This is a genomic window from Pseudomonas sessilinigenes, from assembly GCF_003850565.1.
Lineage (GTDB): Bacteria > Pseudomonadota > Gammaproteobacteria > Pseudomonadales > Pseudomonadaceae > Aquipseudomonas > Aquipseudomonas sessilinigenes.
In genome coordinates this window covers 6,844,419-6,871,218 of sequence record NZ_CP027706.1, presented here as the reverse complement: position 1 = coordinate 6,871,218, position 26,800 = coordinate 6,844,419, and the positions used below count along the sequence as shown (strand labels likewise).

Annotated in this window: 25 protein-coding genes and 4 tRNA genes; 15 read left to right on the top strand and 14 right to left on the bottom strand. The window is 61.3% G+C overall.

Going from position 1 to position 26,800, the window contains the following annotated elements:
- Positions 1-69: 69 nt before the first annotated feature.
- Entirely contained in the window at positions 70-1,272 is a 1,203-nt protein-coding gene (locus C4K39_RS31320; protein WP_124348291.1) for an MFS transporter, read from the top strand.
- A gap of 10 nt (positions 1,273-1,282) precedes the next feature.
- Here C4K39_RS31320 and C4K39_RS31315 read toward each other — a convergent pair whose 3' ends face one another.
- Positions 1,283-2,242, bottom strand: coding sequence for a GlxA family transcriptional regulator (locus C4K39_RS31315; protein WP_124348290.1), 960 nt, complete (start codon positions 2,240-2,242; stop codon positions 1,283-1,285).
- 187 nt (positions 2,243-2,429) lie between these two features.
- Here C4K39_RS31315 and C4K39_RS31310 point away from each other — a divergent pair, with 187 nt between their 5' ends.
- The 3 genes from C4K39_RS31310 to C4K39_RS31300 all read left to right on the top strand — a co-directional run bounded on the left by C4K39_RS31310 (position 2,430) and on the right by C4K39_RS31300 (position 5,959).
- Positions 2,430-2,741, top strand: coding sequence for a cupin (locus C4K39_RS31310; protein WP_068587443.1), 312 nt, complete (start codon positions 2,430-2,432; stop codon positions 2,739-2,741).
- Between the two features lie 109 nt (positions 2,742-2,850).
- Entirely contained in the window at positions 2,851-4,002 is a 1,152-nt protein-coding gene (locus C4K39_RS31305) for a TDT family transporter (RefSeq protein ID WP_068587441.1), read from the top strand.
- A gap of 82 nt (positions 4,003-4,084) precedes the next feature.
- Positions 4,085-5,959, top strand: coding sequence for an MFS transporter (locus C4K39_RS31300; protein ID WP_124348289.1), 1,875 nt, complete (start codon positions 4,085-4,087; stop codon positions 5,957-5,959).
- Positions 5,960-6,023: 64 nt separating this feature from the next.
- On the opposite strand, the gene sugE is transcribed toward C4K39_RS31300, so the two are convergent.
- From sugE to rdgC, 3 genes are all read right to left on the bottom strand, one after another.
- Positions 6,024-6,341: a quaternary ammonium compound efflux SMR transporter SugE gene (sugE, locus tag C4K39_RS31295; protein WP_068587437.1), complete on the bottom strand. Its 318-nt coding sequence runs from the start codon at positions 6,339-6,341 to the stop codon at positions 6,024-6,026.
- Positions 6,342-6,470: 129 nt separating this feature from the next.
- On the bottom strand, positions 6,471-7,421 hold the full coding sequence (locus tag C4K39_RS31290; RefSeq protein ID WP_068587435.1) for a bile acid:sodium symporter family protein: 951 nt from the start codon (positions 7,419-7,421) through the stop codon (positions 6,471-6,473).
- 73 nt (positions 7,422-7,494) lie between these two features.
- A complete protein-coding gene (gene rdgC / locus C4K39_RS31285) occupies positions 7,495-8,415 on the bottom strand; it encodes a recombination-associated protein RdgC (protein ID WP_124348288.1) in 921 nt (306 codons plus the stop codon).
- 160 nt (positions 8,416-8,575) lie between these two features.
- Here rdgC and C4K39_RS31280 point away from each other — a divergent pair.
- From C4K39_RS31280 to C4K39_RS31265, 4 genes are all read left to right on the top strand, one after another.
- Positions 8,576-8,651, top strand: a tRNA-Val gene (locus C4K39_RS31280).
- A gap of 20 nt (positions 8,652-8,671) precedes the next feature.
- A tRNA-Asp gene (locus C4K39_RS31275) sits at positions 8,672-8,748 on the top strand.
- A gap of 188 nt (positions 8,749-8,936) precedes the next feature.
- Positions 8,937-9,012, top strand: a tRNA-Val gene (locus C4K39_RS31270).
- Positions 9,013-9,031: 19 nt separating this feature from the next.
- Positions 9,032-9,108, top strand: a tRNA-Asp gene (locus tag C4K39_RS31265).
- A 140-nt stretch (positions 9,109-9,248) separates the two neighbouring features.
- Here the strand turns inward: C4K39_RS31265 and C4K39_RS31260 are convergent.
- Both C4K39_RS31260 and C4K39_RS31255 read right to left on the bottom strand, forming a co-directional pair.
- Positions 9,249-10,415: a catalase family protein gene (locus C4K39_RS31260; protein ID WP_124348287.1), complete on the bottom strand. Its 1,167-nt coding sequence runs from the start codon at positions 10,413-10,415 to the stop codon at positions 9,249-9,251.
- Positions 10,412-12,220 carry a di-heme-cytochrome C peroxidase gene (locus tag C4K39_RS31255; protein WP_164487342.1) on the bottom strand — a complete coding sequence of 603 codons (1,809 nt, stop codon included), beginning with the start codon at positions 12,218-12,220 and terminating at the stop codon, positions 10,412-10,414. Before C4K39_RS31255 ends, C4K39_RS31260 begins: the two co-directional genes overlap by 4 nt.
- 267 nt (positions 12,221-12,487) lie before the next feature.
- On the opposite strand from C4K39_RS31255, the gene bamJ reads away from it, so the two are divergent.
- From bamJ to C4K39_RS31230, 5 genes are all read left to right on the top strand, one after another.
- Positions 12,488-13,210, top strand: coding sequence for a BamJ family beta-barrel-assembly machinery protein (gene bamJ / locus C4K39_RS31250; RefSeq protein WP_068587427.1), 723 nt, complete (start codon positions 12,488-12,490; stop codon positions 13,208-13,210).
- A gap of 292 nt (positions 13,211-13,502) precedes the next feature.
- On the top strand, positions 13,503-13,967 hold the full coding sequence (locus tag C4K39_RS31245; RefSeq protein WP_068587423.1) for a YkvA family protein: 465 nt from the start codon (positions 13,503-13,505) through the stop codon (positions 13,965-13,967).
- Positions 13,968-14,074: 107 nt separating this feature from the next.
- Positions 14,075-14,416: a helix-turn-helix domain-containing protein gene (locus C4K39_RS31240; RefSeq protein WP_068587571.1), complete on the top strand. Its 342-nt coding sequence runs from the start codon at positions 14,075-14,077 to the stop codon at positions 14,414-14,416.
- Entirely contained in the window at positions 14,413-14,784 is a 372-nt protein-coding gene (locus tag C4K39_RS31235; protein WP_003179080.1) for a hypothetical protein, read from the top strand. Before C4K39_RS31240 ends, C4K39_RS31235 begins: the two co-directional genes overlap by 4 nt.
- Complete coding sequence (locus tag C4K39_RS31230; protein WP_068587421.1) at positions 14,785-15,183, top strand: SEL1-like repeat protein; 399 nt, start codon at positions 14,785-14,787, stop codon at positions 15,181-15,183.
- Here the strand turns inward: C4K39_RS31230 and C4K39_RS31225 are convergent.
- Both C4K39_RS31225 and C4K39_RS31220 read right to left on the bottom strand, forming a co-directional pair.
- Positions 15,152-16,960, bottom strand: a complete 1,809-nt coding sequence (locus C4K39_RS31225; protein WP_124348286.1) for a bifunctional diguanylate cyclase/phosphodiesterase — start codon at positions 16,958-16,960, stop codon at positions 15,152-15,154. The genes C4K39_RS31230 and C4K39_RS31225 overlap by 32 nt on opposite strands.
- Before the next feature lie 121 nt (positions 16,961-17,081).
- Complete coding sequence (locus C4K39_RS31220; RefSeq protein WP_164487341.1) at positions 17,082-19,166, bottom strand: carboxy terminal-processing peptidase; 2,085 nt, start codon at positions 19,164-19,166, stop codon at positions 17,082-17,084.
- 139 nt (positions 19,167-19,305) lie between these two features.
- Here C4K39_RS31220 and C4K39_RS31215 point away from each other — a divergent pair, with 139 nt between their 5' ends.
- Complete coding sequence (locus C4K39_RS31215; protein WP_068587415.1) at positions 19,306-20,268, top strand: NAD(P)H-quinone oxidoreductase; 963 nt, start codon at positions 19,306-19,308, stop codon at positions 20,266-20,268.
- Between the two features lie 43 nt (positions 20,269-20,311).
- Here the strand turns inward: C4K39_RS31215 and C4K39_RS31210 are convergent, their stop codons facing one another.
- The 6 genes from C4K39_RS31210 to C4K39_RS31185 all read right to left on the bottom strand — a co-directional run bounded on the left by C4K39_RS31210 (position 20,312) and on the right by C4K39_RS31185 (position 25,703).
- Positions 20,312-20,965 (bottom strand): HAD family hydrolase, encoded by a 654-nt coding sequence (locus C4K39_RS31210; RefSeq protein ID WP_068587413.1) that lies wholly within the window; start codon positions 20,963-20,965, stop codon positions 20,312-20,314.
- Between the two features lie 120 nt (positions 20,966-21,085).
- Positions 21,086-22,075, bottom strand: coding sequence for an ABC transporter ATP-binding protein (locus C4K39_RS31205; protein ID WP_124348285.1), 990 nt, complete (start codon positions 22,073-22,075; stop codon positions 21,086-21,088).
- Positions 22,072-22,872, bottom strand: coding sequence for an ABC transporter permease (locus C4K39_RS31200; protein ID WP_068587409.1), 801 nt, complete (start codon positions 22,870-22,872; stop codon positions 22,072-22,074). Before C4K39_RS31200 ends, C4K39_RS31205 begins: the two co-directional genes overlap by 4 nt.
- Complete coding sequence (locus C4K39_RS31195) at positions 22,859-23,659, bottom strand: ABC transporter permease (RefSeq protein ID WP_178083996.1); 801 nt, start codon at positions 23,657-23,659, stop codon at positions 22,859-22,861. The genes C4K39_RS31200 and C4K39_RS31195 overlap by 14 nt, the downstream gene beginning before the upstream one ends.
- A 41-nt stretch (positions 23,660-23,700) precedes the next feature.
- The gene (locus tag C4K39_RS31190; RefSeq protein ID WP_124348283.1) at positions 23,701-24,507 is read right to left on the bottom strand and encodes an alkaline phosphatase family protein; all 807 of its coding nucleotides are present in this window, start codon (positions 24,505-24,507) and stop codon (positions 23,701-23,703) included.
- 128 nt (positions 24,508-24,635) lie between these two features.
- On the bottom strand, positions 24,636-25,703 hold the full coding sequence (locus C4K39_RS31185) for an ABC transporter substrate-binding protein (protein WP_124348282.1): 1,068 nt from the start codon (positions 25,701-25,703) through the stop codon (positions 24,636-24,638).
- 363 nt (positions 25,704-26,066) lie between these two features.
- On the opposite strand from C4K39_RS31185, the gene C4K39_RS31180 reads away from it, so the two are divergent.
- Positions 26,067-26,780 (top strand): UTRA domain-containing protein, encoded by a 714-nt coding sequence (locus C4K39_RS31180; RefSeq protein WP_124348281.1) that lies wholly within the window; start codon positions 26,067-26,069, stop codon positions 26,778-26,780.
- Positions 26,781-26,800 lie beyond the last annotated feature (20 nt).

Here is a 26,800-nt window from a genome sequence, read left to right as displayed (position 1 = left end):
TTTGCTTTAAGCGCCTGACAGTAGCACACTCCGCAAAAGCAAAATATTAGCTTTAGTGGAGCGTGCCCTATGCCTGGTGCTATCGACACTCGCGTGTCCAACCGTTGCAGCCTGCTGTTCCTGGCTGTGACTTTGCTCGGTTTCCTGGCCGCCTCCAGCGTGCCGACCCCCTTGTACCACCTGTACCAGCAAAATCTGCATTTTTCTGCGGCGATGCTGACGCTGGTGTTCGGCGTCTACGCCATGTGCCTGCTGGCAGCGTTGCTGACGGTCGGTTCGTTGTCGGATTACCTGGGACGTCGCCCGGTGATTTTTACCGGCCTGTTGCTCAATATCCTGGCCATGCTGCTGTTTATCAATGAAAGCAGCGTGCACTGGCTGATCGCTGCCCGCATGGTCCAAGGCTTCGCGACCGGCATGGCCACCAGTGCCCTGGGGGCCGCGCTGCTGGATACCGATCGAGAGCAGGGGCCGCTGGTCAACAGCATCGCACCGCTACTGGGCATGGCCTGCGGGGCCATGGGGGCCAGTTTGCTGGTGGAGTTCGCGCCGTTGCCGCTGCAATTGAGTTATTGGCTGCTGCTCGGTTTGTTCGTGCTCCAGGCCTTGTATATCTGGCGCCTGCCGGAAAGCGTCAGTGCGCAACCGGGGGCCTGGGCCTCGCTGCGTCCGACCCTGCATGTGCCTGTGCAGGCACGGCGTGCGCTATGGCTGGCACTGCCGGTGGATGTGGCGGTCTGGGCAGTGGGTGGTTTCTATCTATCCCTGGCGCCGTCCCTGGTACGGGCTGCCACTGGCTTCACCTCGAACCTGATCGGCGGCGGCTTGGTCGCTGTGCTGACGCTCAGCGGAGCAGTGATGATCTATTCCCTGCGCGAGCGGCGGCCCGACGGGGTCCTGCGCCTGGGGGCCGGATTGTTGGCCCTGGGCGTGGCGCTGATCCTGGCTGCGGTGCACAGTGCCAGCCTGCTGCTGTTTTTCTTTGGCACCCTGGTGCTGGGCAGCGGTTTCGGTGGCGGTTTCCTGGGGGCGTTGCGCAGTGTGGTGCCCCTGGCCTTGCCCCACGAGCGGGCCGGGCTGTTGTCGGCGTTCTATGTCCTGAGCTACCTGGCGTTCTGCCTGCCGGCATTGCTGGCTGGAGGATTGGCTCGCAACTTCGGCCTGGTGGCTACCACCGATGGTTATGGTGCAGTGCTGATTCTCCTGTCCCTGGGCGCCCTGCTGGCCCTGATGCGCCAGCGTCCGGTGGTGGCTGGTGAACCGGGGCTTTGAACCGGGCACTTCACGGACGGCGGAATTGCGCCCGGTAGGCCGAAGGAGAAAGCAGCAAGACACCGGTGAAGTGCTGGCGCATCGACAGGGCGCTGGCAAAACCCGAAGCCAGGGCGATGGCCTCGATACTCTGCTGGCTGGTTTCCAGCAGGCGCTGGGCATGATTCAGGCGTTGCCTGATCAACCACTGGCCGACAGTGGTGCCCGTCAGTTGGCGAAAGTGCCGGGTAAACGAACGTCGGCTCATGGCAGCCCGTTCTGCCAGGGCATCCAGCGAGTGATCTTCGGTAAAGTGCCGTTCCAGCCATTGCAGTAACAGTCCCATGCGGTCCCGCTCGCCGCCCTTGGGCATGGCGCGTTCGATGAACTGGGCCTGGCCACCGGAGCGATGCGGGGCAATCACCAAGTGCCTGGCCAGCTTGTGGGTGTTTTGTGCGCCGCACAGCTGTTTCAGCAGGTGGAGGCAGCAGTCCAGGCCGGCGACGGTACCAGCGGACGTCAGCAGGTTGCCGGCTTCGGCATACAGCACATCGGCATCCAGGGCGACCTGGGGGAATCTTTCAGCAAAGGTCTGCGCCCAGCGCCAGTGGGTGGTTGCCGGGTGACCGTCCAGCAGTCCGGTCTCCGCCAGGACGAAGGCCCCCAGGCACAACCCCACCAGGCGGGCTCCTCGTCGATGGGCCTGGAGCAGGGCGTCGAGCAACACCTGTGGTGGTCGCTCAAGGCTATCGCGCCAGGAGGGCATGACAATCACGTCGGCCGTGTGCAGTTCGTCCAAATCATGATGGGCGGTGATATCGAAACCGGCCGAAGTGCGCAGCGGCGGGTTTTCAAACGCGCAGACGCGCACCTGGAAACCTGGCAGCCCGAGTCCCCGGTCCTGTTCATCGAACACCAGCAGCGGTACCGAGAGGTGAAATGGGCTGATGCCATCGAAGGCGATCACCGCGATGCGGATTGGATTGTTCATGTCGTAGGCGTTTGGAAAAGTTGGCCTGATTCTATCGAAGCGTGGCCATCGGGCCACTTCTTTATCAGGGCTCGGCCGCTCAGGATGGGGCTTCGTTTCCCGTACTCAAGGAGCCCGCCGTGGCCTGGACCGTTGCCTTTTTGCATTGCCCCGGACAGTGTTCCGACGCCTGCACGCGGGGGCGCTCATGAAGGTCATTCGCAGTGCCGACTTTGTCGGCGAGCGCGCCTGGGCGGCCCTGGATATTGCCAGCATGAATGGCATTGGCACGCGCTTGCACTGGACCGACCAGCCTTATCGATGGCACATCAACGAGGGGGAAGAGGTGTTCGTCGTGTTGAACGGTCGGGTGCGAATGCACTATCGCCACGCCGGGCTCGAACAGACAGTGTTGCTTGAGGTGGGCGATATCTTCCATGCCTCTATGGGGACCGAGCATGTGGCCCATCCCCTGGGTGTCGCCCGGGTGCTGGTCATCGAGTGTGAGGGCAGTATTTGAGCGTATATCTATAAAATAGATAACAGGTAGAGAAATTACCCGTTATATAGATATTCGATTAGGTTCTACCATGGGCTCCAACCTCTTCAGAGGACAGGAGACCCCTAACATGCCATGCACCCAAAGCGTCAAAGCCGGCCGCCGGCCCCTGAGTCATCTACCCCATCCGCGCGAAGCTATTCGCCAGTTCACGCCCAATTGGTTCGCCGCCACCATGGGGACTGGCGTCCTGGCCCTGGCGTTGGCCCAATGGCCTGCCGAAGTTCCTGGGCTGCGCTTGGTGGCCGAAGGGTTCTGGTGGCTGACCATCGTTCTGTTCCTGCTGTTTACCGCGCTGTACACCGCGCGCTGGGTGATGTTCTTCGATGAGGCGCGACGGATCTTTGGGCATTCCACCGTCTCGATGTTCTTCGGCACCATCCCCATGGGGCTGGCCACTATCATCAACGGCCTGTTGCTGTTTGGCTTGCCTCATTGGGGGGAGGCGGTGCTGATGCCGGCGCAGGTGTTGTGGTGGCTGGATGTGGCCATGTCCCTGGCCTGCGGTGTGTTGATTCCCTACATGATGTTTACCCGCCAGGAACACAGCATCGACCAGATGACCGCTGTCTGGCTGTTGCCAGTGGTCGCTGCCGAAGTGGCCGCGGCCAGCGGCGGCCTGCTGGCCCCTCACTTGCAAGATGCCCATGCCCAGTTGGTGATGCTCAGTACCAGCTACGTGTTGTGGGCGTTTTCGTTGCCTGTGGCGTTCAGCATCCTGACGATTCTCCTGCTGCGCATGGCCTTGCACAAATTGCCCCATGAAAGCATGGCGGCTTCGAGTTGGCTGGCCCTGGGGCCGATCGGTACCGGTGCATTGGGCATGCTGGTACTGGGTGGCGATGCACCGGCGATCTTCGCCGCCAATAACCTTGCGGGCATTGGCGAAATCGCCGCTGGCCTGGGGTTGGTGGCCGGCTTGACCCTCTGGGGCTTCGGTCTGTGGTGGATGTTGATGGCCTTGCTGATCACCCGGCGCTATCTGCGTGAGGGCATCCCCTTCAACCTTGGCTGGTGGGGGTTCACATTCCCCTTGGGGGTGTATTCGCTGGCGACCCTCAAGTTGGGTAGCACCCTGCACCTGGGGTTCTTCAGTGTGATGGGCGGCGTGTTGGTGGCGGCCCTGGCCGTGATGTGGCTGATCGTGGCCAAGCGCACGGTGCAGGGCGCCTATAAAGGAGAGCTGTTTGTTTCGCCGTGCATTGCCGGCTTGCACAAATAATCGGTAAAGACAGGTAAGGTGTGGCCTGGATCGATGTTCGGCATTCCAATAACAGTATCCTCGCCACTCAGGAACACGGAAGATGAGTCACCCCTCGCAGTTCACCTTGCTTCGCAAGCGGCGGTTCCTGCCGTTTTTCATCACGCAGTCCCTTGGCGCCTTCAACGACAACATCTTCAAGCAGTCGTTGATCCTGGCCATTCTCTACAAGCTGAGCATCGAGGGGGACCGATCGATCTGGGTCAACCTCTGTGCCTTGCTGTTCATCCTGCCGTTCTTTCTGTTCTCGGCTCTGGCCGGGCAGTTCGGCGAGAAGTTCGCCAAGGATGCGCTGATCCGCCTGATCAAGCTGGGGGAAATCGTGATCATGGCGGTGGGGGCGGTGGGTTTTGTCTTCGATCACTTGTCGCTGATGCTACTGGCGCTGTTTGCCATGGGCACTCATTCGGCGCTGTTCGGCCCGGTGAAGTACTCGATCCTGCCCCAGGCGTTGCATGAGGAAGAGCTGGTAGGCGGGAACGGCCTGGTGGAAATGGGCACCTTCCTGGCGATCCTTGCGGGCACCATCGGCGCGGGGATCATGATGTCCTCCACGCATTACGCCCCGATTGTCTCGGGTGCCATCATCGGGGTCGCGGTGCTGGGTTATCTGGCCAGCCGGGCAATTCCCCGGGCAGCTGCGGCCGCTCCGCAAATGCGCCTGAACTGGAACATTTTCAGCCAGTCATGGGCCACCCTGCGCCTGGGCTTGGGGCAGACTCCGGCCGTTTCGCGCTCGATTGTCGGCAACTCCTGGTTCTGGTTCGTCGGGGCGATCTACCTGACGCAGATCCCGGCTTACGCCAAGGAGTGGATGCACGGCGACGAAACGGTTGTGACACTGATTCTTACCGTGTTCTCGGTGGGCATCGCCGTGGGTTCGATGCTGTGCGAGAAGCTTTCGGGACGCAAGGTGGAGATCGGTCTGGTGCCCTTCGGTTCGCTGGGGCTCACGATATTCGGCTTGCTTCTGTGGTGGCACTCCGGCGGTATTCCTGAGAGTGCTACCGGTCACGGCTGGGTCGAAGTGCTGGGCTTCTCCCATGCCTGGTGGGTGTTGCTGGATGTGTTGGGCCTGGGGATTTTCGGTGGTTTCTACATCGTGCCGCTGTATGCCCTGATCCAGTCGCGGACCCCGGAGCACGAGCGGGCCCGGGTCATCGCAGCCAACAACATTCTCAATGCGCTGTTCATGGTGGTCTCGGCGATTGTCTCCATCGTGCTGCTGAGCATGGCCAAGCTGAGCATTCCGCACCTGTTCCTGGTGGTGTCGCTGCTCAATATCGCGGTCAACGTCTACATCTTCAAAGTGGTTCCCGAGTTCAGCATGCGTTTCATGATCTGGCTGCTCAGCCATTCCATGTACCGTGTGGAGCATCGCAACCTGGAGCAGATTCCCGATGAAGGGGCGGCATTGCTGGTCTGCAACCATGTGTCCTTCGTCGATGCCTTGTTGATTGGCGGCGCGGTACGTCGGCCGATTCGCTTCGTGATGTACTACAAGATCTACAACCTGCCGGTATTGAACTTCATTTTCCGTACCGCCGGGACTATTCCCATTGCAGGTCGCCATGAAGATATGGAGATCTATGAAAAGGCGTTCAAGAAGATTGCCGATTACCTACGCGATGGCGAGCTGGTGTGCATCTTCCCTGAGGGCAAGCTGACCGCCGATGGTGAGATCAACGAGTTCAAGGGCGGCCTGACACGGATTCTCGAGGAAACCCCGGTACCGGTGATTCCGCTGGCCTTGCAAGGCTTGTGGGGCAGTTTTTTCAGCCGCGATCCGAACAAGGGTTTCTTCCATCGGTTCTGGTCGCGGGTCACCCTGGTGGCGGGGCCTTCGGTGGCTGTGGAAGCTGCCGAGCCTGCACAATTGCAGGTCATGGTAGGGGCATTGCGCGGTACGCGCCGCTAGCCAGGGGACGGATACAAGAACGCCCGCAATGATGCGGGCGTTTTCATTCCTGCTTGCCGGGCTGTCAGGCGGCGCTGACTTTCAAGCCCACCAGGCCTGCGATGATCAGCGCCACGCTGGCCAGGCGGACCAGGGCCATGGACTCGCCAAACAGGATGATGCCGGCGATCACCGTGCCGACGGCACCGACTCCGGTCCAGATGGCATAGGCGGTGCCCAGTGGCAGCTCCTTCATGGCCAGGCCCAGCAAGCCCAGGCTGATAGCCATGGCGATGATGGTCAGGGCGGTGGGGAGCGGGCGGCTGAAGCCATCGGTGTACTTCAAGCCCACTGCCCAGCCTACTTCGAACAGGCCGGCGAAAAACAGGATGATCCAGGACATATTGACCTCATGGATGGATGGGGTCGTCCCCAGGAATTCATGACTCGACACGAGCCGCGAGGTCGTCCTCGCGTTGGGCAGTATACGGCCCGTGCCGAGTGGGGCGATCGGTTTTTTCAGGAGGCAGCCTTACTTCTCGGGCTTCTCAGGGGCAGGCTCGGCCATCCGGCGAAAACAGGTCGCGAGCAATGCCCCGGAAATGTTGTGCCAGACGCTGAACAGGGCGCTGGGAACCGCCGCCAGGGGGGAGAAGTGGGCGCTGGCCAGGGCTGCGCCCAGCCCCGAGTTCTGCATGCCAACCTCCAGGGCCAGGGACTTGCGCTGGGCCAGTGGCAGTTTGAACACGCGACCGGTGACATAGCCCAGCAGGAAGCCGAAGCTGTTGTGCAGCATTACCACGGCCATGATCAGCAGGCCGGATTCGGCAATCTTCGCCTGGCTGGCAGCCACCACCGCGGCGACGATGATGACGATGCTCAGCACCGACACCAGCGGCAGTACGTCAACGGCATGTCTAACCCGTTGGCCCAGCAGGCGTTGGGCTAGCACGCCAAGCACGATCGGCAGCAGCACCACTTGCAGGATCGACCAGAACAGCTCCATGAAGGACACCGGCAGCCAGGCCGAAGCCAGCAGCCAGATCAAGGCTGGCGTCAGCAATGGTGCGAGCAGGGTGGTCACGGCAGCGATGGCGACCGACAACGCCAGATCACCGCGGGCTAGCCAGGTCATGACGTTGGAGGCGGTGCCACTTGGGCAACAGCCGACCAGGATCACGCCTACGGCAATCTCGGGCGGCAGGTGAAATCCCTGGCAGAGTGCCCAGGCCACGCCAGGCATGATCACGAAGTGCGCCACCACACCCAGGGCCACGCGCCAGGGGTGGCGGGCGACTTCGGCGAAGTCTTCGAGCTTCAGGGTCAGGCCCATGCCGAACATCACCAGTCCCAGCAGGGGCACGATGGCGCCCTTGAGGCCGATGAACCAGGTTGGCTGGAAGAACGCCAGCACCGCGAAGATCAGTACCCAATAGGCGAAGGTGTTGCCGACGAAGCGACTCAGTGCAGCCAGTGCGCGCATGGCCTGTTCCTTATTATGTGAAAACGCCACCGGGTGGGTGGCGTCTGGTGCAGTGGGCTATCCGCTCGGGGCGTCAGATGCCCTGCGGGATCTCTTCGCCGCCCAGGGCTTCGAGCAGTGCGGGCAGGAAGTCGCCAAAGGTCAGCATCATCAGGGTGAAGCTGGCATCGAGCTGGCCCAGGGCCTCGTCGCCACCGTCTTCCTCGGCCTGGGTCTGCAGCAGGTCCTCGAACTTCAGGCGCTTGACCACCATCTTGTCGTCCAGCACGAAGGACAGCTTGTCCTGCCAGGCCAGGGACAATTGGGTGACCACCTTGCCAGTGCTCAGGTGCAGCTGGATTTCCTCGCTGGTCAGGTCCTGGCGCTTGCAGCGCACGATGCCGCCATCTTCATGGGTGTCGCGCAGTTCACATTCATCGAGAACGAAGAAGTCGTCGGCGGCCTGCTGGGTCTTGACCCAATCGGTCATGATCGCGGTCGGGGCGGTCTTCACGCTCAGCGGACGCACTGGCAGGGTGCCCAGCACTTCGCGCAGGGTGGAGAGCAGGTCTTCGGCGCGCTTGGGGCTGGCCGAGTTCACCAGGATCAGGCCTTGTTTCGGCGCGATGGCGGCGAAGGTCGAGGAGCGACGAATAAAGGCACGAGGCAGGAAGGCCTGGATGATTTCATCCTTGATCTGGTCGCGTTCCTTCTTATAGACCTTGCGCATCTGCTCGGCCTCGATCTCTTCGACCTTTTCCTTGACCGCATCACGCACGACGCTGCCTGGCAGGATGCGTTCCTCCTTGCGCGCGGCTACCAGCATGAAGTCCTGGCTGACGTGTACCAGCGGGGCATCTTCTCCTTTGCCAAAAGGCGCGACGAAACCATAAGTGGTCAACTCCTGGCTTGCACAGGGGCGCGCCAGTTTGGTCGCCAGTGCAGTTTCCAGCGCCTCAGCATCAAAAGGCAGATCTTGGGTCAGGCGATAGATCAGCAGGTTTTTGAACCACATGGGGTGAATCTCTCCTTTATACAAAGGAGGGCATTATTCTCTTCGCTGCTGCTCAGGCCAACCCTTCGCTAAGCCTTTGGAAGGGCTGAAAAAATTATTATAAAAAGTGCTTGCCAGAGTGGGGACTGCTCCGTAGAATGCGCGCCACACCGAACGAGAAGGGTGATTAGCTCAGCCGGGAGAGCGTCTGCCTTACAAGCAGAATGTCGGCGGTTCGATCCCGTCATCACCCACCATTCGTTTGATTGTGTTACGCGCAGCGGTAGTTCAGTCGGTTAGAATACCGGCCTGTCACGCCGGGGGTCGCGGGTTCGAGTCCCGTCCGCTGCGCCATATTCGGTAACCTGGAACACTGAACGCCAGGTCACCACAAAAAGCCCGCTAGCGCGGGCTTTTTGCTGTAAGAGGTTTTGCGGGTTGTGCGGCAAATCATGGAAATTCAGATTTTTTTGATAAAAATATCAATTAAATCAACACTTTAAGAATTTCTGTGGCATAATGCGCCCCGCAACGAAGGTAAAGGGTGATTAGCTCAGCTGGGAGAGCGTCTGCCTTACAAGCAGAATGTCGGCGGTTCGATCCCGTCATCACCCACCACTTACTTTCAACGCTACGCGCAGCGGTAGTTCAGTCGGTTAGAATACCGGCCTGTCACGCCGGGGGTCGCGGGTTCGAGTCCCGTCCGCTGCGCCATATTCGGTAACCTGGAACACTGAACGCCAGGTCACCACGAAAAGCCCGCTTAATGCGGGCTTTTTTATTGCCTGCATTTTAGTCAGGCACTCATTGATGAAAAAAAGCGGCCCTGAGGCCGCTTTTTTCATTTTGAGCCGTTACTCGGCGTTCCGGCTGCGCCGGTAGTCACTGACGGCTTCGTACACCGACTTGCGCAGGCGATTGATGCCGCCGATGGGGCGATGAGCTTCAAGGCCGAACCAGGGATTGAACGACTGGTTATCACAGGCCAGGTTCTGTGCCGGGGTGTCGAAATCCTGAGGCGGAATCGTTACCCGGGCCACGGTTTCAAAGGGCGCGTCGCTTTCCTTCCATTCGATGCTGGTGTCTTCGATCGGCATGAAGCGCTTGGGGTCCTGGCGCTGGATCTGCAGGACAAAGCAAGCCGGGACTCGATCGCTGGATAGTTGCTGGACCAGTGCGCTGCGCAGGAAGTTGGGCAGATCCTGGTTCTGCAGTGGCAGGTTGTAGGCCGGGCAGCTACCAGGGTCCGGCATGACCCGGAACTTGGCATTGGCCTTGCCGAACTTGTAGGGCGAAACCGAAAAGTAGGTAGTCTGGGTCGGGCTGCTTGGCGCCGGTGACAGGGTCGCCAGGGCAATAAACAGGTGGCGGACTTGCCAGCTGCGCGGGTCCCAGTGAGGGAAGAATGCCCCGACTTTCTTGCCGTCGGCCTGAGCGGTGAAGTTCTGTTGGTACTCGGCCACATCGCTGACGAAGAAGTTCGGATGATTGAACATCACGAAGTCCTGTTCACGCCTGTCCGATTCCGCGGGCATCAGTTGCTGGCCGGGAACTTCCAGCAGCTTGATCGCCATGCCGCGAGCATCACGAATGCTGTCGAACTGTGGGTAGGCGTTGCCGTTGGACAGGCGCACGATGGCCTGCCAGGTTTGCCCTGGATTGGCGAACACCCCTTGGCGCAGCTCCGGACTCAACTCACGCAGAACCTGGACTTCGGCCTTTACACAACCGTGAGCCTTGGCATGGGCGTCGCGCAGGTAGCGAGTCCCCGCACGATGCTGGTCGACGATACGCACCGCCGTTTGAATGATGTCCTGGGTGCGGGCTGCCTCATCGGCGGGAACCTGCTCCTGTACCGAGACCGGCCCGCGATGTTGCCAGGCGAACCAGGCCGTCGCCAGGGCCCAGCCCAGTAATCCGATGCCGACCAGCAGCAATAGCCCCTTGCCCAGCAAAGCGCCCAGGCGCAGCCACAGCCTGCCCAGCAGGGACGGTCGTTTTCTGGCGAGATCGAGTTTCATGGCAGTTGGGACTCCAGTGGCCCGCCCAGTACTTTCAGGTACTCCAGCAGTGCCCAGCGCTCTTCGGGTTGCAACAAGGGGCCGATGACACCGTTGCCACGCTGGCCGGCGCGGAATTCGTGGCCACTGTTATGGTTGCCGCTGGTGCGGGTGTCGAACTCAAAGCCGTTCTTGAAGGCTTCCAGGCGATAGCCCAGGTGCTTGGGGTCGTACTCGAAGGTACCGCGATAAAAGGTGGTAGAGCGTTCCGATTGCGGCGATAGCAGTTGATAGAGGTTGGGCACCGAACCGTTATGCAGGTAGGGCGGGGTCGCCCAGACCCCGGCCAGCGGGCGTGCCTTGTAGGCGCGCAACTCACGTACGCCGATCGGCAGGCCGTAGCCATCCAGTCGCGAACGCTCTTCGGGCGTGACTTTGGCGTCGCGGTAGGCGCGCTCCTCGACGAATGCGGTGATATAGGCCAATCCTTTGGCGGCCGACATTTGCCGCAGGTCCAGCGGTTCGCTCGGTGCCGGATGCAGTTCGACGTTGGACTTGGCCAGCTCGGCGGTATCCCATTGCAGGGCGCTCAAGTCATAGCGCAGGTCGGCGATGTTGCTGGCCGAGTTCGGGTCGGTGCCGATCACCGCAACCGGGAGCATCTTCAATTGCTGGACCGGGCGGCCGTTGCTCTCGCTGACCGCAGGAACATGGCAGCCGCTGCAATGGGTGGCGAACAAGGTGCGGCCCTTGGCGGCCAGCGGCTTGTCGATGTTGCCCAGCAGGGCTTCCGGCCAGGTGGGGGGCTTGAGGCGTTGCAGGGTCTCTTCGATATGGTTGAGGTCGCGTACTCGCACGCTGGAAGGATAGCGAGCCTCGCCGGTCAGCGGCTGGCCGGCGGCATCGAACAGGTTCAGGGTCGCCCCCACGCCCAGGGCCTCGCCGATATTGCGGGCCATGGGTTGCTGTGCCGAGCCGTTCCACTGGACCCAGTCGAAGGTCCAGATATCCCACAATTGGGGGTAGTCCACCGGGGCGTTGGCCACTCGGTAATTGGTAGGTGAGATCGCGTCGCCGAAGCTGGCGTTGGCGATGCGGCCAAAAGCGTCGGTGCGACCGGGGCCTTCTTCCGTGGGATACAGGCCGCGATGGGTGTCGTTCCAGGCGACCCGCAGGAACGTGTCCAGGGATTCCTTGAAGTCCTTGCGCAGCTGTTCATGGTGCAGGTCATAGCCTGTACCCAGGACCTTGCGGGCGAAGCGCTCGAATTTCCAGGGGTTGTAGTAAGTCGCGGCCAGGCTGGCAACAAGCGCCTGGCCAAAACTGCCGCCGCGCAAGGTCGGTACGCTGGAGGGCAGCACGTGCTGCGCCGAGCCGCCATCGATCCGCAAGGCCTGGTGATTGAAGCGCAGCTCGCCGGTATGGCAGGCCGAGCAGGTGATATCGAGGTACTGTTCCTGGCTGCCCGGGTTCTGGTGCCGGGCGAAGCCCACTGGCAGGTTGCCTGGGTTTTGCGCCGTGGCTTTTTGTCCCGGCTCCACCAGGAAGCCGAAGCGGGCCAGGTATTCAGGGGTGGCGAAGGCGTGCTCGGAGAACGGCAGCTCCAGGGCGACGAACCAGTCATAGCGCAGGCCTTTGACCTGGGTGCCTTGGGGGGTGAAATAGTAGGTTTGGCGATCCTTGTCATCCCACTGGTCCAGGTAGTGCACCTGTTCGGCGGGAACGTAGTCGGGAAGTTTCGGGTTGGCGGTGTAGTACAGCACTACAGCCAGGGTGATGCCGATCAGCAGGATAATCAGCAGTAATGCACGGTAGATGAGGCGCAAGATGTACGTCCTTGTCGAATTTCGTTTCCTTATGCCTGAGTGAATCTTGTGCGGCAAGTAGCCATTACTTGCGCTATGGTTATTCGCGCTTTTTTGAGTACCTCGTGATTGGACCGAGCGAGGTGTAACCCAGACCATGAAATGCGTTTGCAGACGTGAACTTATCAGCTATTTGCTGCTCCTATGCCGGTAGCCATTGGTCGTGGCGGCCTGATAAGCTCGCGGCTTTATTCGATTGCCCTTTAGGCGCATGAACAAGGAAATAGCATGAAACAGCATCGGTTGGCGGCGGCGGTGGCCCTGGTTAGCCTGGTACTTGCCGGTTGTGATTCGCAGACCAGCGTAGAGCTGAAAACCCCGGCGCAGAAAGCTTCCTACGGCATCGGCCTGAACATGGGCAAGAGCTTGGCCCAGGAAGGCATGGATGACCTGGATTCCAAAGCGGTAGCCCAGGGCATTGAAGATGCCATCGGCAAGAAAGAACAGAAGCTGAAGGACGAAGACCTGATCGAAGCCTTCGCCGCGCTGCAAAAGCGTGCTGAAGAGCGTATGGCCAAGATCAGCGAAGAGTCGGCCGCTGCTGGCAAGAAATTCCTCGAGGAAAACGGTAAGAAGGCAGGTGTGACCACCACCGCTTCCGGCCTGCAGTATGAAGTCCTGAAGAAGGCCGACGGCCCACAGCCCAAGCCAACTGATGTGGTGACCGTGCACTACACCGGCACCCTGACCAACGGCACCGTCTTCGACAGCTCCGTAGATCGTGGCAGCCCGATCGACCTGCCGGTCAGCGGAGTGATTCCAGGTTGGGTCGAAGGCCTGCAACTGATGCACGTGGGTGAGAAGTACAAGCTGTACATCCCAAGCGACCTGGCCTATGGCGCCCAGAGCCCAAGCCCGTCGATTCCAGCCAACTCGGTACTGGTTTTCGAGCTGGAGCTGCTGGGTATCAAGGATCCAGCCAAGCAGGACAAGCAGGACGCCGCCAAGTAACCTGTTTCAGCGCCTGAAGCAACGCCCCGTTCCTACGGGGCGTTGTCGTTTCTGTGGGGTGGTACTGGTAAAAAAGCTCGAACTGGCGGCATTGGCCGCAGTCTGATCAGGGAGCTGGGGTAGCTAGTCGTTGAAGGCTGCCAAGTCAATGAAATTATGGGTTTTTTTATGTGAGTAAAAAACGCCCGATCTGAGTCAAACCCTTGTGAAACGGGGCTTTCAGCCTCTAAATATGGCTCTGTTCACAAGGTTATCCACAATTTGTGTGGATAACATTTCACTGGGAGTGAACATGAAGACGCCCTGGAACTTTGCCCGCTTCCTGCCTTTGGCCGCTCGACTCTTGAGTCGTGGTCGCCTACCGACCCTGCTCTTCGCTGTGGCGAGCAAGGGGGCCTTCCAGGGCCAGCGCCTGGGCAAGGTCAAGGACGACCTGCGCCTGCTGCAAGCGTTGTGCCTGGCCTACTGGCGAGGCGAGTACCGCGCGATCAGCCCGAAAGCATTGTTGTCGGTAGTGGCGGGGCTGATGTATTTCCTCAGTCCGCTGGATGCCATTCCCGATTTCCTGCCGTTGTTCGGCATGCTCGATGATATTGCCGTACTGGCTTGGCTGATGAAGACCCTGGGTGATGAGCTCGACGCCTTTCGTGCCTGGCGCAACCGCCAGGCACCGGAGCGATTGGTGGTGCTCGAAAGGCTGCCGGACACCCCGGAGCAATTGCAACTGGAGGGGCCAGGAAAAAATCCAGGCATTTGAACCATTGCCTGATGACAATCATGCTCCCCGCGACCGCTGCCGCTGATAGGATTACACTTAAAAGGAAAAGTCCGACTCGTTAAGTGTCGTTGTCCTACGGGGTAGTAATGGATATCCAGATTATTGAACGCGATGGCGAACCCGAATATGCGGTTCTGCCGTGGGCTCAGTATCAAGCTTTACTGGCAGCCGCAGGTCTCACCGAACAAGCGCCACAGACTGCCGACGTTGCTCAGGCAGCAGCATCGACCCGGAGCCTTCCGGGTCTGGATCAGCTACGTAATCTTCGCGAAGGGAAGGGCATCGCCATTGAGGCGTTGGCTCGCAAAGTAGGCATCAGCCCGTCTTACCTGGCCCTGATTGAAAGCGGCGAGCGTCAACCCGACGCTGCGATCCGCCGCAGCCTGGCCTGGGAGTTGACGGTGCCGGGGTGGAGGGATCAACCGTGAGTGTAAGGATCAGTCGTCAGCACTGGGATGGGCTGTTGGGTGAGTTGGATCAAGCCCGGCGTCAGCGGCATCTCTTAACCTATCGCGCGTTACTGGAGCGCTTGCAATTGCCCAGCCCGGCCATGCAGACACTGACGGCCGCGCTGGAGCACCTGGCCGCGTTGGATGCGCGGGCCGAGCAGCCGTTGCGCAGCTCCCTGGTCATCAGTCAGGGGGCCAGCCGCTTGCCGCGCACGGGTTTCTTCGAGTGCGTGGAGCGCCTGGGGCGTTTTTCCGGGCCTTCCGACGGCGTTGCCGCGGCGTCCTGGCATGCCTCGGAGGTGGTGCGAGTGTTCGAGTACGAGTATCCCGAATCTGCGGAGGCCTGAATGTTCTTGCGACTCAAGGCGCGACTTGGCTACTGGCTCGCGCGTCGACTGTTCCGTTGGCCCTGGTTTATCCGTCAGCCGCGCAGCTGGCGCTGGATGGAAGGGCAGTATGCACGCATGGCCAATCTTGGCGATGTGGGTGCGCAAAGTTTCTATGGGCACATCCTGACCTTCCGGGGGCAAGGGCTTGGTGCGCGCGAGGAAGGCATCCGCCTGCTACGTCTGGCGGCACTGTCCGGTGATGGCAAGTCAGCCTATCAGCTGGGCGTCATCAGTCTTGCCGGCTCGGCCAGCAAGGCCCCCGATGCCGCCGAGGCGGCCCGTTGGTGGAAGCTTTCGGCCCAGGCAGGGCATCCTCTGGCAAGCCTCAAGCTTGAGCAACTGAATCTGCCGCATTGAGGATTGTGCTTCTCGGGCCAGCCAATGCTTCCAGGCTGTCGATCACATGCACGCTATAGCCTTGTACGTTCTTGGCATGGTGCTTGGCCTGTGAGGCCAATTCGGCCAGCTGGCTGGAGTCCAGCTGGCCACAGGCCTGCGGGTACAAGTGGACCACGCCGATGGACAGTGATAGCAAGGGAAACTCCTGGCGGACTCCCTGGCGATTGGGCGCCACGAAGCAACCGGCCTCCAGATGCTCGCTGCGATAGAAGCGCCGACATTGGCTATGGAAATCGTCCAGTAGCTGGTTGAGTCGCTTGCGCCAGTCTTCCGGTCCCAGTACCAGCAGAAAGTCATCCCCACCGATATGCCCGACGAAATCGCGGCTGGGGTCCACCCGGTCATTCAGGCACTGGGCCAGGCATAGCAACACCTCGTCGCCACGACCATAGCCATAGATATCGTTGAAGGGCTTGAAGCTGTCGATGTCCACATAACAGATCACCGACTCCCGTCCCTGCTGCAGCAAGCGGGTCAGGCACTGCTGGATCGGTACGTTGCCCGGTAGCAGCGTCAGCGGGTTGGCGTAGCGTGCCTGCTGGATCTTCAACTCGGTGATCAGCTTGAGCACATCGATCACTCGTCCCAGCCCCAGGTAGTGGCCATTGAGGGTGATGATGAAGTCCTCCTCGATACGCTGCCGGGCGCGACTGGTGATCAGGCGACTGACTTGTTGCAGGGATTGAGTCAGTTCAACGGCGAGAAAGTCGTCGTTCATCAGCCGGCTGATGGGCTTGCGGGCGAACAGGTCGGTAGCGAAGGGCTTGAGCAGCGCATCGGAAAGCGAATGTCGATGGACGATCCCGCAGGGCTGGCCGTGTTCGTCGAGAACCGCCAGGGAGTTGAGGTTGGCTTGCCGGCGGAAGGCCTCCAGCACATGGGCCGTAGGGGTATCGCGTGCCACCGCAGGTTGCTCGTTGAGCAGGGCGCTGAGGTCGCTGCCTTCATCGCTCAGGGTCACGCTGGTGCTGTCGTGCTTGGGCATCATTGCCCGGGCATCGCGTAGCGGTTGCTCCTGGGGGCGGCAGAGCAGGTAGCCCTGGACCAGGTCGACGCCCATTTCAGTCAGTACCGCAAGTTCCTCGACCAGTTCGATACCTTCGGCGATCACTTTGGCTCGGGAGGCCTTGGCTATCTGCAGGATCGAGCCGACGAACTCGCGCTTGAGTGCGTCCTGGTGGATTCCGTCGATGAAGTGCCGGTCGATCTTGACGTAATCCGGCCGCAACTCCGACCACAGGCGCAAGCTGGAGTAGCCGGCACCCAGGTCATCCAGGGCAATGGAAAAACCCATGTCACGATAGTGATGCAGAGCATTTTGCAGCAGTTGGAAATCGTCGATGGGGGTCTGCTCAGTGAGCTCGATCACCACCTGGCTGGGTGGAATACCGAAGTCTTGCAGCAGTTGCAGGGTGCGTCCGGGCTGATGAGCCGCCTCCAGCAGGGATTCGGGGGAAACGTTGAGGAACAGCTTGCCCGGGAGCACCTGTTCGCTGAAGCGTTTGCAGGCGCTTTGTCGACAGGCGATCTCCAGTTCGCTCAGGCGCCCGGCCTGGCGGGCCACGGCGAACAGGGCGACGGGGGAGTGCAAAGGGCTGTTGGAGGGGCCACGGCTCAAGGCCTCGTAGCCGAGGATACGGCGTTCCGAAAGGGAAATGATCGGTTGGAACAGGCTGTGCAAACCGCTTTGAGCCAGGATTGAACTCAATGCACTGAGCTGTTCGGTCGTGGTCATGGCGATCTCTGTCGATAAAAAAAGGACCGGGCGCACGCGGCTCCCGGTCCTTTATTTCACGACAGAATGATGACTGTTTAATGACGTTCCGAGGAGCGTTCGAATTAAATTGCCATCATCCTCAGTGCTTGGCCACCGAGGTGTTGAGCTTCAGGTAGTCCAGCAGGATACGCCCGGTCTCGCTCAAGTAGGCATCGTCTTCCGGCTTGGTCTTGTCCGGCTCGGCGGCTGCCACGGCGTCCTCGTCCTCTTTCTTCAGCTCCTTGAGCGGCTCCTCGCCCTTGGCCTTGCGGCGGGTATTTTCCAGGGCCAGTTGCTTGGCTTCGATATCGGCATGTTGTGCACGACGGTCGGCTTCGTTGAGGCTCACGGTTTTTTCCGCCATCAGCTTCTGGGCCAGGGCCAGTTTGTCGCGGATGAACACGAACTCCGGATCTTTCGCCGAGCGGGTTTCATGCTCGGCCTTGAGCTGGGCCAGGAACGGCTTGAACGGGTCCATCGCCGGCTTGATGGCTGGACGGATGGTGTCCCACGGCATCGCTTCAGGCAGGGCGCTTTCGCCGATTTCCTTGGTATCGATGATCGATGGGTAGCCAATGTCTGGAAGCACGCCCTGATGCTGGGTGCTCTGGCCGGAAACCCGGTAGAACTTGGCCAGGGTCAGCTTCAACTCGCCATGATTGAGCGGTTGGATCGTCTGGACCGTGCCTTTGCCGAAGGTCTGGCCGCCGATGATCAACGCACGATGGTAGTCCTGCATGGCGCCAGCGAAGATCTCCGAGGCCGAGGCCGAGAGGCGGTTGACCAGCAGGGCCATCGGGCCTTTGTAGAAGGCACCTGGGTTCTCGTCTTCCAGCACGTCTACCCGGCCGTCGGCGTTGCGCACCAGTACGGTGGGGCCCTTGTCGATGAACAGGCTGGTCAGCTCGGTGGCTTCCTGCAGGGAGCCACCGCCGTTGTTGCGCAGGTCGATGACCACGCCGTCGACCTTTTCCTTCTGCAGTTCGGTCAGCAGCTTCTTCACATCGCGGGTGGTGCTCTTGTAGTCCGGATCGCCAGCGCGGAAGGCCTTGAAGTCGAGGTAGAAGGCCGGGATCTCGATCACCCCGAGCTTGTAGTCCTTGCCGTCCTGCTTGAGGTTGAGGACCGACTTCTTCACCGCCTGGTCTTCGAGTTTCACCGCTTCGCGCACGATGGGCACGATCTTGCTGGTCTGGTCGTTCGGTGCATTGCTGGCCGGGATCACCTCGAGGCGCACCAGGGTGCCCTTGGGACCGCGGATCAGCTTGACCACTTCGTCCAGGCGCCAGCCCACCACGTCGACCATTTCCTTGTTGCCCTGGGCGACGCCGATGATCTTGTCCGCAGGAGCTACCTGCTTGGTCTTGTCCGCTGGGCCGGCCGGTACCAGGCGCACGACCTTGACCTGGTCGTTGTCGCTCTGCAGTACCGCGCCGATGCCTTCCAGCGACAGGCTCATATTGATGTCGAAGTTCTCCGCATTATCCGGTGACAGATAGTTGGTATGCGGGTCGTAGGACATGGCGAAGGTGTTGATGTAGGCCTGGAAGATATCCTCGGCCCGGGTCTGGTCCAGGCGCGCCAGCTGGTTCTTGTAGCGCTTGGTCAGGGTTTCCTGGATCTGCTTGGGCTCCTTGCCGGCGATCTTCATCCGCAGCACTTCATCCTTGACGCGCTTGCGCCACAGGTCATCGAGTTCGGCGGTGGTCTTGAGCCAAGGTGCGTCCTTGCGATCGATCAGCAAGGTTTCCTTGGTGGTGAAGTCGATCTTGTCCACGCCCTTGTTGAGCTCTGCCAGGGCAAAGTCCAGGCGGGACTTGACCCGGTCCAGGTAGCGTTTGTAGATGGTGAACCCGGCGTTCAGGTCGCCGCTCTTGAGGAAGTCATCGAACTGGGTCTTCCACTTGTCGAATTCCGCGATATCGCTGGCCAGGAAGTAGCTGCGCGAGGGGTCCAGCAATTTCAGGTAGCTGTCGTAGATGATCACCGAGCGAGCATCGTCCAGCGGCGGCTTGCTGTAGTGATGGCGCTTGAGCAGTTCTACGACGTTGAGGCTGGCAATTACCTCATCGCGATCGGGCTGAAGATTGTCCCAGCTGTTGGCTGCGAACGTAGTGGCCGACATCGGCAGCAGGCCGAAACCAATGAAGAGAGCGAGGGCGGTGCTGGGGAACAGATGCTTCATGCTGATTCGACGTGGGGGCAATTGATCACGCATATTAGGCCGTCTTTGAAGTCGCCGGTTCCATTAAGGCCGGTCGCATAATGCAAAAAGCCCGGCGCGAGAAGCTCCGGGCTCAGTCCAGACTCACTATGGAGGCACTGTGAAAGCATTGCAAGGCGTTGAAGGTCATGTGGAGTGGGTTGAAGAGCCAAGTCCAGCCTGTGATGTAGGGCAGGTTCGCATTCGTGTGGCGGCTGCGGGCCTGAATCGGGCCGACCTGTTGCAGCGTGCGGGGCTCTATCCGCCGCCGCCGGGCGCCAGTCATGTATTGGGCCTGGAGTGCTCAGGGGTGATCAGTGAAGTTGGCCCGGGTTCGTCCTGGAAAGTCGGTGATCGGGTCTGTGCGCTCCTGGCCGGCGGTGGCATGGCCGAGGAAGTGGTGGTCGATGCGCGCCATGTGCTGCCGGTGCCCGAAGGGTTGTCGCTGGTCGAGGCTGCGGCCTTGCCGGAAGTCTACGCCACGGCCTGGTTGAACCTGTTCCAGTTGGCCGCGCTCAAGCCCGGTGAGAAGGTGCTGCTGCACGCCGGGGCCAGCGGTGTCGGTTCGGCGGCGATCCAGCTATGCAAGGCGTTCGGCAGCCCGTGCTGGGTCAGTGTCGGCTCGGCCGAGCGCCTGGCCTATTGCGAGGACCTGGGGGCCCAGGGTGGCGTGGTGCGCACCGAAGGTGTAGAGGCGCTGCGCGATTTCGGGCCGTTCGATGTGATCCTCGACCCAGTGGGGGCCAGCTATGCGGCCAATAATCTCAAGCTCCTGGCCCTCGATGGGCGCTGGGTCCTGATCGGCCTGATGGGCGGCCGCGAGGCCCAATTGGACCTGGCCAAGGTGCTGGCCAAGCGCATCCAGCTGCTGGGCTCTACCCTGCGCAGCCGCAGCGATCAGTTCAAGGCCGACCTGCTGAGCGACCTGGGGCAGAACGTCTGGCCCCTGTTCAGTGATGGGCGACTGAGTCCGCAACTGGCCATGACCTTCCCGATCCAGGATGCCGAACTGGCCTTCGCCGAACTGGCCACCAACCAGGTATCAGGCAAGCTGGTACTGGTGATCGACCCCGCGTTGGCCTAGCCACCAGGGGAGCGGGCCGTGGCCTGTTCCCCTGGCAGTCCGGTCATTTCCAATGGTGGATCGGCCAGCCGGCCTGCTGTGCATGTTCGCGCAGCACCGGGTCTGGATTGACCACCTGGGGATGCGCTACCCGCAGCAGCAAAGGCAGGTCGTTGCGTGAGTCCGAATAGAAGCTCGCACCTTCCAGGCTCTCTTTCTCGGCCTCCAGCCATTGCAGCAGGCGAGTGATCTTGCCTTCGCGATAGGTCAGGGTGCCCACGGTGTTGCCGGTATAGACGCCGTTACGTACCTCCAGCTCTATCCCCAGTACTTCGTCGATGCCCAGGCGCTGGGCTATGGGTTTCACCAGGTGGGTGCCCGAGGCCGAGATCACCAGGATCCGGTCACCCGCCTGGCGATGGGCGGCCAGGGTCTTGCAGGCATCGCTGAAGATGATCGGCTCGATCACGTCCTCGACCCAGGGCTCCACCAGATGCGCCACTTCCTCCGGGCTGCGTCCGGCCATGGGTTCGAGGCTGAAGGCCATGAACTCTTCCATGGCCAGCTTGCCGTGGCTGTAGGCGTCCATCAGTTCGTTGTTGCGTCGCATGAACGACTCGCTGTCGACCCAACCCAGGCGCCCCATCTGCTCGCTCCAGAGGGTGGCGCAGTCGCCGTGGATCAGGGTTTCGTCCAGATCAAAAATTGCCAGGGCCATCAGTGCAGTTCTCTCCGAGAACAGCTTCAAGCTATAAGCTTCAAGCTGCAAGAATTGGATTTAGGTGCTTAGCGATCTATCTATAACTTGAAGCTCGCAGCTTGAAGCTTGTCGCTGCCGTCAAGCTACCTCACACAGGGCGCTCGGATCGATGGATAACGCCAGGCGCTGGCCATCGGCGTGCAAGTCGGCGGCCGAACGGTTGAGCACATCCACCACCAGTTCCACGCCACGGGCCTCGACCCGATAGCGGATGACGTTGCCCAGCAGGCTATGACCACGGATCAGCGCGTCCGGCTGGCCATCCTTGCGCAGCTCGATGGCCTCGGGGCGGATGGCGATGCGACCGCTGATGGGGCGTTGCAGGAGCTTGCTGGCGCTCTCGGCGTCCAGCAGGTTGTAGTTGCCGATGAAGCCGGCGGCAAATTCGTCCACTGGAGCGGTATAGAGCGTCTCGGCGTCGCCGCTCTGGACGATCTGGCCCTGGTTCATCAGGAAGATCCGGTCCGACAGGGTCAGCGCTTCTTCCTGGTCATGGGTGACGAAGATGGTGGTCAGGCCCAGTTCCCGCTGGATATTGCGGATCTGTTCGCGCAGGTGCTTGCGGATCCGCGCGTCCAGGGCCGACAACGGCTCGTCCAGCAACAGCAGGCGTGGCCGGGTTACCAGGGAACGAGCCAGGGCTACGCGCTGGCATTGGCCGCCGGACAGCTGGTGCGGGTAACGGCTGGCGAAGTCCTTGAGCTCCACCAGTTGCAAGGCTTCGCTGACCCGCTTGTGGCTGTCGTCGGCGTTGACCTTCTGCATGCGCAGGCCGAAGGCGACGTTCTGTTCCACGGTCATGTTGGGAAACAGTGCATAGCTCTGGAACACCATGCCGATCCCGCGTTTCTGCGGGCTCAGGGGCACGATGTCCTGGCCGTCGACCAGGATCTTGCCGCTGTCGACCGGGGTCAGGCCGGCGATGCAGCGCAGCAGGGTGGACTTGCCGCAGCCGGAGGGGCCCAGCAGGGTGACGAACTCGCCCTTGTGGATCTGGCAGTTGATATCGCTGAACACCGTGGTGCCCGCGTAATGCTTTTGCAGGTGTTGCACGTCGACGAAGCTCATTGGCTCTTGTCCCTGTTCAGGATGTTGGCGGCCCAGGTCAGGACCAGCACGAAGAAGAAGTAGGAGATCACCAGGGCACTGGTGAAGTGGCCGCTGCTGTTGCGCATGTTGTTCAGGTACACCTGCAGGGTTTCGTAGCGGGTGCCCACCAGGATGTTGGCGAACACGAACTCGCCGAACAGGAACGAGAAGGACAGCAGCAGCGCCACCATCAGGCCCTTGCGCAGGTTCGGCAGGACCACCAGCAGGGCCGCCTGCCAGGTGCTGGCGCCCAGGAGTTGGGCGGCGTCCATCAGGTCCCGCAGGTTGATCGCCTGCAGGTTGTTGGTGATGGCCCGGTACATGAACGGCAGGGCCACGGTGAAGTAACAGCCGATCAGGATCCACGGCGTGCCGACCATGGCCAGGGGGCCTGAGCCGTACAGCTGCAACAGGCCCACCGAGGACACCACCGGCGGTACTGCGAAGGGCAGCAGGATCAGGATGTTCATCAGCGCATCGAGCTTGGGAAAGTGGTAGTGCACCACGAACAGCAGCGGCAGGATCAGCACCACCGACAAAACCAGAGCGCCAACGCAGACCAGCAGCGACTGGCCGAAGGCCGCGAGAAAGCGCGGGTCGCTCCACAACTGCAGGTACCACTTGAAGGTGAAGCCGCTGGGCAGGATGGTCGCCGACCAGCTGCTGGCGATGGAGTAGACGAAGGTCCCCAGCAGCGGCAACAGCAGGATGGCGAACAGTAGCCAGACCACGAACCGGTGGTAGAGGGCGGCGGAGCCGGATTCAGCGCGAGACATGGTAGCTCCTCTTCAGCAGCAGCTGATGGACGATGGTCACCAGGGTCATCAGCGCCACCAGCACCACCGCCAGGGCGCTGGCCATGTTCGGATCCAGGGAGATGTCCCCGGAGACCATGGCCGCGATGCGGATCGGCAGGACGTTGAAGTTGCCGGTGGTCAGGGCGTAGACCGTGGCATAGGCGCCCAGGGCATTGGCCAGCAGGATCACGAAGGTACCCAGCAACGCCGGGGTCAGCACCGGCAGGCCGATATGCCGCCAGAATTGCCAGCCGCTGGCGCCCAACAGGGCGGCGGATTCGCGCCAGTCTTCACGCAGGGCGTCGAAAGCCGGGTACAGCAACAGCACCCCCAGGGGTATCTGGAAGTAGGTGTAGAGGATGATCAAGCCGGTCTTGGAGTACAGGTTGAAGTCCTGGATGATCCCCGACTGCTTGAGCATGATGGTGATGGCGCCGTTGAAGCCCAGCAGGATGATGAAGGCGAAGGCCAGGGGCACGCCGGCGAAGTTGCTGGTCATGTTGGCGAAGGCATTGACGAAGTTGCGCAGCCTGGAGTCGACCCGGCGCAGCGAGTAGCTACCCAGCACGGCGATGATGATGCCGAACACGCTGGACCAGAAGCTGATCTCCAGGCTGTACTGGATCGCCTGCAGGTAGAACTTCGAGCTGAAGATCTTGTTGAAGTTGGCCAGGCCCCAGCCGAACTCCTCGGACTGCAGGCTGTTGATCAGCACCCACGCCAGCGGGGCTAGTTGGAACACGATGAAGAACAGGGCGAAAGGCATCAGGCACAAGGCCGCCAGCCATTTGCCACGGGTCACTGAATTCACTTCAACAGCTCCCGGCAGAAGGGTTTGTCGTGGGGTACGCCGAGCAGTTGGCAAAGGGTGCCGCACAGTTCGGTCTGCTTCGGTGTGGCCCCGGGATCGAGGCTGAAGGCCTCGCCGATGACGAACAGCGGCACCTCCCGTTCCTCCGGCAGCAGGCCATTGTGCGAACGATCGGCGTTCATGCCGTGGTCGGCGGTCACCAGCACCTGGTAGCCGGCGTCGAGCCAGCCTTGCAGGTAGTCGGCCAGGATGATGTCGGCCGAACGCGCACTGTTGCGGTACTGGGGGCTGTCCAGGCCGTGCTTGTGGCCGGCGTCGTCGATGTTCATCGGGTGCACCAGCAACAGATTGGGAGCGTGGCGCAGGCGCAGGTCCTCGGCATCGGCGAACAGGTGGGAGTCGGGGTAGTGGTCGTTCCAGTAGAAGTGGCCGTACTGGATCGGCAACTCAGGGTCGGCGGTGTGCCGGTCCCGGGCCGCATTGAATGGCGTACGGTTGTACAGCTCGCTGATCCAGTGGTAGGCGGCAGCGGCGGTGCCCAGGCCGGCAGCGCGAGCGTAATGGAACAGGCTGCGCTGGGTGGACAGGCGCGAGACCTGGTTGTGCACGATGCCGCTGTCGATCGGCGGCACGCCGGTGAGGATGCATTCGTACAGCGGGCGGGACAGTGCCGGAAGCTCGCATTCCAGTTGGTACAGCGCTGCGCGTCCTGCGCCGACGTAGGCTTGAAGATGTCCCATGGCGTGACGGGCGACCTGGTGATTGAGGCCGTCGAGCACGACAAGGATGACGTTGTGTGACATGGGGCAAGGGCTCCGCAAGACCGAACAATCTCGTAGGAGCGCAGCTTGCCCGCGATGGTGTCGCTGCGATTTCAAGATAGACCGCAGCGTCTGGATCGCGGGCAAGCCTCGCCCCTACGGATGCAGCATTACTGCATGTTGATGATCACTTCTTCCTGCCACTTCTGCGGCAGGGCCTTGGAGGTCTTCTCCCAGGCTTCGGCATCCTTGATCGGCGTCACGTGCTTGTACTGCTCGTTGGGCAGCAGGTTGGCCTTGACGTCCGCCGGCAGGTTGACGTGTTCGGCGCGGATCGGGCGGGCATTGCCCCGAGCCAGGTTGACCTGCCCGGCGTCGCTGAAGATGTACTCGCGGGTCAGCTTGGCCGCATTCGGGTGCTTGGCGTACTTGTTGATGATGGTGGTGTAGCCGGAGATCACCGAGCCGTCGGACGGGATCAGCACTTCGTAGTCGTCCTTGTTGACCATCTTGTTGCGGTAGCTCAGGCCGTTGAAGTCCCAGACCACGCCGACTTCCACTTCACCCTTCTCCATGGTAGCGATGGTCGGGTTGGCCAGGGACAGGCGCCCCTGCTTGGCGATCTCGGCGAACATCAGCAGCGCCGGCTGGATGTTCTTCTCGTCGCCCCCCTTGGCGATGGCGGCGGCCAGGACGCCGTTGGCAGCCTGGGCGGCGGTGCTCACGTCACCGATGGACACCTTGTACTTGCCCTTTTCCAGGTCGGCCCAGCTCTTGGGTGCTTCGGAACCGTGCAGCAGCTTCTTGTTGATGATGAAGGCGATGGTGCCGGTGTAGGCCAGGGCCCAGTTGCCGTCCTTGTCCTTGGCCCAGTCCGGGACCTGCGCCCAGGTGCTTGGCTTGTAGGGCTGGACCACGCCCTGCTTGACGGCGATCGGGCCGAACGCGGCGCCAACGTCGCCGATATCGGCGCTGGCATTGTCTTTCTCGGCGGCGAACTTGGCGATTTCCTGGGCTGAGCTCATGTCGGTGTCGATGTGCTTGAGGCCGTAGGTCTTGGCCAGGTCTTCCCAGGTGCCTTTCCAGTTGGCCCAGTCATCGGGCATGCCGACGCTGTTGACGGCGCCTTCCGCCTTTGCAGCGGCTTCCAGGGTTTTCAAATCGTTGTCAGCGGCCATGGCGGCGGTGCACATGGCGATGGTCGAACCTAACAGTGATGCCAGGAAAAGCTGTTTCATCCGAAGCTCCTTTGGGCGTGTTCCACGCTGCGTTGTGATCGACAGTCTTGCGGTGGGTTGGTCTAGGTCAGCAATACCTGAGCCAATCTAAGCCTGTTGGATGACACTTTTATGTCGATGCCTGCTGCGAACGCCTGGAACCAGGCGCAGGCTCGACACTGCGAACTAAGCGTAGACCATGGCAAAACTCCCGTTTTCAAAGGCCCTGGCGGGGAAATTGCAGCCCCGGCACCAGGCCGTTCGGCAGCTTTGTCACATATCAGTCATCTGCGTTGCCTAGGCTTTGCACTCAGGAGCAGGAGGCCGCCCGGGTCGCTGCCAGGCACTGGAACAGTGCTGGTCTAGTCCAGATAGGTAACGTTGATGCGTATAGAGGCAACCAAGGCGGTGACAGCCATCGGCCAGGTGCTGCAAGAACAGATTGCCCATGGCTTGCTGGCGCCGGGGAGCAAGCTGCCGGCCGAGCGCAAGCTCAGCGAATTGTTCGCCACTACCCGGATCACCGTGCGTGAGGCTTTGCTGCAACTGGAGGCCCAGGGGCAGATCTACCGAGAGGAGCGCCGGGGCTGGTTCGTTTCGCCGCCGCGCCTGGCCTACAACCTGATGCAGCGCAGCCACTTCCACGCCATGGTCAGCGCCCAGGGCCGGGTGCCGTCCACCGAGGTGATTTCTGCGCGCTTGCAACCGGCGTCGGCAGCGGTCTGCGCCTGGCTGCAACTTCCGGCCTTGTCCAGCGTGATCCAGATCTGCCGGGCGCGACGGATCGACGAGCGTCTGGTGCTGTATGTGGAGCATTACCTGAATCCGCAGTACTTCCCGAAGATCCTCGACCTGGACCTGAACCAGTCGATCACCGAGCTGTATGCCCGGCACTACGACCTGCATTACGGGCGGGTGCGTTTCGAGATCGTGCCCACTTCCCTGCAGTTGGAAGCGGCCGCGGCGCTCAAGGTCTCGGTGGGCAGCCCGGGACTGCGCATCGCCCGGGTCAACTACGACCAGCACCAGCGGCTGATCGATTGCGACCTGGAGTTCTGGCGCCACGATGCGATCCACGTCGGCGTGGATGTGGCCTGAGCCCGCTGCACTCGCGCCAG